Here is a 7,740-nt window from a genome sequence, read left to right as displayed (position 1 = left end):
AAATTCTCTGGCCGCTGATCGAACCGATGGAAGCCGACGATGCTGGCCCTGACGAGATCGCCGCCTACTTCCTCGCGTTGGCGGGTCGCATTCGCACGTCAGCGCGGCCGTCATTCGAACTCGGCTGCCTGATCAGCAACACCGCAACCGAACTCAACATCCTCAACGACACCGTCGCCGACATCGTGCGCGGCTACCGGAAGCGGCTGCATAGCGCACTTAGCAACGCCTTGACCGCGATCGAGGGACTCGATGACCCGGACCGTAAGGCCGAGGTGCTCACCGCCGCCCAAATGGGCCTCATGATCACCGCCCGCTTCGATCCGACAGCCGCCGCCAAGACCGCCGAGACCATCGCCGCCGACGTCCGCACCTGGTGAAGGACGCCTAACGGTATCCGGGCGTCAACTATCGAACCGGCACCGCCGCCGAATACGTGGCCGACGAGTCGGTCGGCCGTGGGGAGCGACCAGGAGATCGAGGAGGCCCGTGCCTCATCGTGTGCCCACAGATGTGCAGCGCGTGCCTGACAGGTCCACAACGGGCTTCGGCGTGCGCGATCCGACCTAGGGTCCCAGTATGCGCAAGCCGCGAAGTGGTTCGCGGCCCAAACAGATTGGACGTGATGATGTTTGGACGTTCGAAGCTCACCTTGCGTGTGGCGGTACTCGCGAGTACCGCCGCGGTCACATGTGTCCTTTTCGGTCCATCGGCCATCGCCGCGGGTGAACCCGCCGCTCCCGCACCGAGCGGCGCCAAACCCACCATCGTGCTCGTTCACGGTGCTTTCGCCGACACGTCGAGCTGGGGGGGCCGAAGTCGCGGCGTTGCAGAAGCAGGGATACGACGCTCGTGCGATCGCCAATCCTCTTTGACCGACTTCATCGTGGAAGCTGCCGAAGCGCTTAACGCCGGCTGAACCGATCGTCCAATCGCAAACTGGAAGAATGGGAGATTAATAGTGACTAGCTATCTGGACGTCCCGACCTCAACAACGGTGGGCGACAACGGAATATCGTACAGCTATCGACAGTTCGGCAATGCCTCCGCACGCCCATTGGTGCTGTTGCAGCACTTCCGCGGCAATCTGGACAATTGGGATCCGGCGTTACTGGACGCCTTGGCCCGCGATCGTGTCGTCGTAGCCTTCGACAACACAGGTGTGGGCTCCAGCACCGGTGTTGTACCGCACTCTGTGACCCAAATGGCGCATGATGCAATCGGTTTCATCGCCGCACTTGGGCTTGAGCATATCGACATCTTGGGCTACTCCCTGGGCGGGTTCGTCGCCCAAGAGATCGCATTGATCCGGCCCGACCTCGTGGAACGAATTGTATTGGCTGCCACAGCACCACAGGGAGCCGCGGGTATGCACGGCTGGGTCGACGACATCATCGATGCGGTCGGTTCGCCGCAGACGACCGGAGACCAGCTGCTGCATGCTTTCTTCACCGAGAGCGCGACGAGTCGCGCAGCCGGCGGCGAATTCCTGGGCCGCATCTTCGCTCGCTCCGAAGGCCGCGACGAGGGGGTGGACTGGGCAACTCGCAACGCCCATTACGACGCAGTTGTCCAATGGGGCATTCCCAACCACAGCATGCTCGAACGGCTGACAGCGATCACGCATCCCGTATTCGTCGCCAACGGCGACAGCGACCGAATGATCTTGCCCCGCTACAGCCATCTTCTGGCGGGCTTGCTGCCCAACGCTGCCATCAAGATCTATCCCGACAGCGGACATGGATTTCTTTTTCAGCACCATAGTGAGTTCGCCGACGACGTCAATGCCTTCCTCAAAAATTAAGGCGTTTGGCGCCACACCCCACCTTCGAAGGGGCCTGCGAAACCGATAATTCATCACTGGTCACCGCCAACACGGCCTGATACCGCTGCTCGACCGCGCTCAACTCCCCATCTCGAGAGTGTCCAGCATCAGGTGGCGGGCGGGGCTCGAATCCGCAACCAACGGAACCACAATCACGCCTGGGAGAACTCATGACCATCACCACGCATTACGACTTCATCGTTGTCGGCGGTGGGACGGCAGGTTGCGTCGTTGCCGGCCGTCTTGCCGAGAACCCCGATGTCAGTGTCCTGATTGTCGAAGCGGGTGTTGGCAATCCCTGGGATCTTCCGGAGACGACCACTCCGTCGAAGGCGATGGACCTGCGTCACGGCGAGCATGACTGGGACTACAAGGCCAAGTTCGTTGATCGCGGGGTTTGGGAGCGTACCGACAAGCAGTGCACCCGCGGACGCATTCTCGGTGGCAGCTCCTCGCTCAACTACTTCAGCTGGGTTCCTGGGTGCAAACCGACCTACGACCGGTGGTCCGAGTACGGCGGCGAGCAATGGACCTGGGAGCCGCTGGTTCCGTACCTGCGGAAGAGCGCCACCTATCACGACGACGCCGGGCTCTACCCGCCCGAGCTCAAGAAGGTCGGTTCCGGGGGTCCCCTGTCGATCTCCCACGCCGAGCTCATCGATGAGATGGTGCCGTTCCGCGACGCTGTCACGACGGCCTGGAAGTCGACGGGCCAGCCGTTGACCGACAACATCTTCGACGGTGAGATGAATGGACTCACCACCTCGGTGAACACCATCTACAAGGGACAGCGCAATGGTAGCTTCTTATTCGTCAAGGACAGGGACAATGTCACGGTGTTGGCCGAGGTCCGGTCCAAGCGCCTGATCATCGATTACACCGACCGCACCTGCAAGGGTGTGACGGTCATCGACGGCAACGGCGACGAGCTGAATTTCTACGCCGACCGTGAGGTCATCCTGTCTCAGGGTGTCTTCGAGAGCCCGAAGTTGCTCATGCTCAGCGGGATTGGTCCAGCTCGCGAGCTGGCCAAGCACGGCATCGACGTAGTGGTGGACTCGCGACACGTCGGGCAGCACTTGGTCGATCACCCCGGCGTCCCCTTCGTCCTGCGCATCAAAGACGGCTATGCCTGTGACGAAATCCTTTTGCGCTCCGGCGCCAAACACGATGCGGCCGTGCGGGCTTACGAGACAGACCATTCCGGCCCGGTCGGCTCGGGACTGCTGGAATTGATCGGATTTCCCCGCATCGACGAGTACTTGGAGAAGGACCCGACCTACCGCGCGGCCAAGGCGGCCAACGGCGGGCGCGACCCGTTCTCACCAGAAGGGCAGCCGCACTTCGAAATCGACTTCGTCTGCGCGTTCGGCAGCGCGTTCCAGTGGCAATACCCGACACCCGAGGAAGGCGACTACATCACGGTGATGGTCGATCTGGTCCGCCCGGTGTACGACGGCGGCGAGGTCACGCTCAACAGCGCCGACCCATTGGAGCAACCCAATATCAACCTGAGTTTCCTCTCCGATGAGCTCGACATCATCGCCTTGCGGGAGGGCATCAGGTTCGCCTACGACGTACTGACCAAGGGTGATGGGTTCAAGGACATCGTGGTCGACCAGTACCCCTGGGACATGCCCATCCATTCGGACGACCTGATGCGCACCGCCATCCAAGACCGGGTCCAGACGTCCTATCACCCGGTCGGCACCAACCGGCTTTCGAAGGACATCGACCAAGGGGTGGTCGACCCTGCGCTGAAAGTCCACGGCGTCAACAAGTTGCGCGTCGTCGATGCCTCGGTCATCCCGCTCATCCCGGACTGCCGCCCCCAGAATACGGTGTACATGGTGGGCGAAAAAGGCGCAGACCTCATCAAAGCCGACCACAGCGACCTCTACCACTGATCAATTGGCGACGGCCGCGCGTGCCTGCCCGACGAGGTCGCGGGTGCGCTGCGAGAGCTGGTCGTCGCCGCAGGCGACGCGGGACGCGACGAGGAGCCTCGGATGGGATGCGAGCCGTCGAACGTCAAACGGCTGCAACGGAAACCGGGATAAGCGCGCTGACCTTGGTGCCCTGCCCCGGCATACTCTCAACTTCGAATCGGCCTCCACCGCCTAGCCGGGTGGACATGCTCGTCTTCGCTTCATTGACGTAGGCGGCGATCATGACTGCTCGTGGTAGTGGTCGGCTCGGGGCGTCGCCAAATCAGTGTCGAGACCAGATCGCCGCCGTCGGGTTGCGGTGTGTGGGCGGTTAGTGTGAGGTGATCGCCGTCGAAATGGCTGTGCCGTAGCTGGGGATGGTCGAGCCAATTCGGTAGCAGCGACACGGTGACGTGGTGGGTGATGTCGCCGGTGGCCTCGTCGACGCTGTAGGGGCCGCTGTAGGCGAGGTATCCGCTGGCGGCCGCTGCGGTTTGTTCCACGGTGCCGCCGTCGACGGCCGGGGCGTCGTAGGGCACCCGATGTGGGGTCATGATCTGTGCGGACATGTAGCCGTCGTCGGTGTAGAGGATCAGACCGACCGGATGCGGGCCGTGCGGGTGTCGTTCTGGCCCTTGTCCGTCGACCTGTTCGGTGTAGGTGACCAGAATCCAGGCGCCCAGAATGGTTTCGCGTAGCACGTCAGGACTCCGCCGCGACCAGCTCGGGGAAGTTGAACATCAGCCAGGATTGGTGGCAGACCCAGTCCGGGTACAGGTCGTTCATTCGGTCGTAGATGTCTTGTTGACTCGTCTCGGATTCGACAAGGACCCCAAAGTCAGTGAGGTACTGCATCGATGTGCGCAGTGCGTCCGGGGTGTCGGGGGCGCCGGTCTTCTTGTGGCCGGCCACAACGTGTGTGGGGTTGAGGTCCTGCAGGCGTTGGAGTGCGGTGATCCAATTGGCCCGGCTGTCGGGCGTGCTGTCACCGACGAACATGTGGCATTGGTTGTAGACGACGTCGCCGCCGACGACGAGGTCGAGGTTGGGGACGTGTACCGACGTGGTGTGCACGGTGTCGGTGCGACCTTGTTCGATTATGTGCACATCGTGGCCGTCCACGGTGAACGTGGGCTGGTCGTAGGGGTCGGCGGTGAGGCGGCGGGCGGGCAGTTGTCCAGGGAACAGTCGCTGGGCGAATCGCAGCCAGTCACCGGTGATTTGGGTCTTCATCAGGTCGACCGATGCCGGGGTGGCGATCGCACGGGCTGCGGGGAACCGGTCGAGCAGCACGGAGATGCCGTAGAAGTGGTCGAAGTGGCCGTGAGTGCAGTAGATGGTGGTCAGGTCGCGGTTGTGCAGGGCGATCCAGTCAGCCAGGGCGGTGGCCTCGGCGACGGTGGTCAGCGCGTCTATCAGGATGGCTTCGTAGTCGCCGTAGATCAGGGTGGCGGTGATCGGATCCCAGGCCAGCGGCGGACCGAAGTGGTAGGGCCGGTCGCCGGTGACGGTCTTCTCGGGGGCGGTAAAGACATTGAAGTGCAAGGGATTTGTGGTGGCCATGTCGTATCCTAACCGGTGTGCGGGTAGTGGGGCGGCTACATCGCCGCTGCGATGGCGGCGGCGGGATGTGGGTTGACAACTCAGCCGCGCGGCGCCAATCTCGACCGCATCCGGCGCCGTGAGCGGATGCGGTTCGAAGCGCTCGACGTCGACCACGTCGGCGGCGATCGTGGCCACATCGTCGCCTGAGTGGCTGGTGACGACCCACACGATCGGCACGCCAACAAGCCGGGACACGGCTGCGCAAATTGCATGTCTAGTGACGGGATCAGCGAGGTGTGCGTCATCAATCAACATCAGCCGGTGCGCCGCGCTATGGCGACGATTTCAGGATGGTGATCGCGCCGTCGATCTTCTTGAAGGAGTTGAATGTCTCTGCTGGAACTCCGAAGACGGCTGACAGCACCCGGGGTGGAAGACTGCTGAGCGACTCACCGATGCCGATATTGTCCTTGGCTTCGGGGGCGCTGGTGTTCTGGATGATCACTATGTTCATCTCGCCCGGGCCCCTGTTCTCGAAGTAATGAAAGGAGCCTTGGGGGGCGAACACGACGTCTCCTTCGTGTTGATCGAAGGCCTCGTGGTTGCCGTTGCCGTCGATGACGGCCCATGTCGCGACGCCACTAGTGACCAGGTTGATCTCCCATGCGCTGGGATGCCAGTGCGGCTCGCGAATGCCGCCGGGCTCCAACTTGAGCATCAGGATGCTGGCTTCTTGGCCTTTGAGGATCGGAAAGTTGTCCTCGTCCGCTTGCTGGAACGATCCGCCGTCGAGAGTGGTGCGAGGTTGAGCACCGAGACGGAACAGATGAGATTTTGAGGTTATCGTCTCGGCGGGTAGACGCGGATCACCAAAGCGGGTGGCATCCTCGTCCTCTGGCTCCACGCGGTCGGTACGAAAGCCGGGAGTGCCGTCGGAGAGCAGGCGATCGACGCCTGCGCCGGTCGCGGCGGCGGCCCCTGCCAAGCCCGCACCTCCCAAGACCTGGCGACGATTGATCTTTATCGAACATCCCTCCATGAGGTGCCTCGAAAAGGATTGTGAATAACCGCGGTAAACCATGACGATCTGGCCGCGACCACCATACGAACACCACCATCACTCCGATGTCCTGAGTCTTCCTGAGCGACGAAGCCGCCCAAGGAGTAGCCCAAGACGTCGACCTGCGGTAACCCAAGCGCCGTGAGGAAAGCAATGGCACCATGGGCCATTTCAGCTACCGATGATGGCACCGTACCGGTACTGCCGCCTACGCCCGCGTTGTCGAAGGCAATGATCTCTCGGCTTTGCGCCAGTGCATCGATCAGTGCGGGATCCCAGTTGTCGAGATTGCCCCGAAAGTGCTGAAGGAGCACCAACGGCAGGGCTCCTTCAATGCCCAGCCGTCGATAGCAGTATTCGATTCCGTTAGCGCCAGCCATCGACGATGTGACGACGTCAATGTATTGGTCCATCGATTCCTTGCCCTTGACTCGGGACCCATGTGGGACCCGCCTTGAATACACTTGAGCGATGGTCTGCGAACGTTCTCACTCGGTGAGGACGGCAGGCACAGGCGCACCGAGGTGCTCGAGCAATGCTGCGAGCTTGTGGTCCAATTCCTTTCCCACCTTGGTGATTTGGGGCGTGTTGAAGCTGCCGAACTGGGTGCTGGGTCGGTTGACGGTGAACCACGTGGCCTGATCGGCGTCCTCCATGATGGCCGTGCGCAGCGGCGCGTACAGCATCACGGCCGGGTTGTACCGGTACATCCTCTGGGCAATGGTGTGGTTGCCCATGAGGTATCCGACGCAGCGGCCGCGGTCTCCCGCCAGGCCCATCAGCGAAGTGAATTCGCGCGACCAGTACATGATGAAATGGTGCGGGGCGTTTTCTGCGGTCGCCTCCAAGACCGTCTGCCAGTCGGCGCCCTCCTCGACCAGGGAATCGAACCGAGCCGCCTGATACTCCGGCACTGCTCGCTCGTAGCGACTCCTGAAACCGTCAAACGAGTCGTCGATCTGGATCGTCAATCGGTCGACCCAATGCGAGATCGTTTCGATCGAGCCATTCGATGGTTGACTCATGATGCCTCCTCATTTGCCTGGTACGCCGGGGCCAAGTAGTGGATCGACAACGCTGTCGCATCCCCACTACTAGCCGCGGCAACACCATTCGTTCACCAATCCGGGTCAGTGCACGGATGCCGCGGCAGCTTCGATGACCTGCGTGACGGCGTCGGAGTGTGAGACCAGCGTCAGGTGCGAGCCACCGTTGAAGTGTGTGATCTGTGAGTGTGCTCGTGTGGCCATGGAGTCCTCCGAGGTTGGAGTGATGACCTGATCTCCGCTGCTGATGAAGTACCACGAGGGGATGTCCTTCCATGCGGCGTTCTTCGACGGTGCGAACAATGCGGCTGCCGCTGCGGACCGTTGACTGGCCCA

The 7,740-nt window shown here is 62.0% G+C and carries 9 protein-coding genes; 3 read left to right on the top strand and 6 right to left on the bottom strand.

Annotation, left to right across the window (positions count from 1 at the left end):
• The 3 genes from A5764_RS28910 to A5764_RS16970 all read left to right on the top strand — a co-directional run.
• A partial coding sequence (locus A5764_RS28910) for a hypothetical protein (RefSeq protein WP_231989739.1) occupies window positions 1–380 on the top strand: 380 nt, incomplete at its 5' end.
• Window positions 381–961: 581 nt separating this feature from the next.
• Window positions 962–1,804: an alpha/beta fold hydrolase gene (locus A5764_RS16975; protein WP_231989738.1), complete on the top strand. Its 843-nt coding sequence runs from the start codon at window positions 962–964 to the stop codon at window positions 1,802–1,804.
• Between the two features lie 191 nt (window positions 1,805–1,995).
• The gene (locus A5764_RS16970) at window positions 1,996–3,732 is read left to right on the top strand and encodes a GMC family oxidoreductase (protein ID WP_082951759.1); all 1,737 of its coding nucleotides are present in this window, start codon (window positions 1,996–1,998) and stop codon (window positions 3,730–3,732) included.
• A gap of 242 nt (window positions 3,733–3,974) precedes the next feature.
• Here A5764_RS16970 and A5764_RS16965 read toward each other — a convergent pair whose 3' ends face one another.
• From A5764_RS16965 to A5764_RS16945, 6 genes are all read right to left on the bottom strand, one after another.
• Window positions 3,975–4,454, bottom strand: coding sequence for a lipocalin-like domain-containing protein (locus A5764_RS16965; protein ID WP_067114673.1), 480 nt, complete (start codon window positions 4,452–4,454; stop codon window positions 3,975–3,977).
• Between the two features lies 1 nt (window position 4,455).
• Entirely contained in the window at window positions 4,456–5,316 is an 861-nt protein-coding gene (locus tag A5764_RS16960; protein WP_197501566.1) for an MBL fold metallo-hydrolase, read from the bottom strand.
• A gap of 313 nt (window positions 5,317–5,629) precedes the next feature.
• The gene (locus A5764_RS16955; RefSeq protein WP_067114675.1) at window positions 5,630–6,337 is read right to left on the bottom strand and encodes a cupin domain-containing protein; all 708 of its coding nucleotides are present in this window, start codon (window positions 6,335–6,337) and stop codon (window positions 5,630–5,632) included.
• The gene (locus A5764_RS27650; protein WP_082951760.1) at window positions 6,319–6,771 is read right to left on the bottom strand and encodes an alpha/beta fold hydrolase; all 453 of its coding nucleotides are present in this window, start codon (window positions 6,769–6,771) and stop codon (window positions 6,319–6,321) included. Before A5764_RS27650 ends, A5764_RS16955 begins: the two co-directional genes overlap by 19 nt.
• Window positions 6,772–6,846: 75 nt before the next feature.
• On the bottom strand, window positions 6,847–7,383 hold the full coding sequence (locus A5764_RS16950) for a DUF302 domain-containing protein (protein WP_067114672.1): 537 nt from the start codon (window positions 7,381–7,383) through the stop codon (window positions 6,847–6,849).
• 105 nt (window positions 7,384–7,488) lie between these two features.
• On the bottom strand, window positions 7,489–7,740 hold a 252-nt coding region (locus A5764_RS16945; protein ID WP_369807335.1), incomplete at its 5' end, for an alpha/beta fold hydrolase.

It is taken from the genome of Mycobacterium sp. 852002-51057_SCH5723018 (genome assembly GCF_001667035.1).
In the GTDB taxonomy this organism is placed as follows: domain Bacteria; phylum Actinomycetota; class Actinomycetes; order Mycobacteriales; family Mycobacteriaceae; genus Mycobacterium.
Note: the sequence above shows the minus strand (reverse complement) of the source record. Positions and strands in the feature narration are given on the sequence as shown.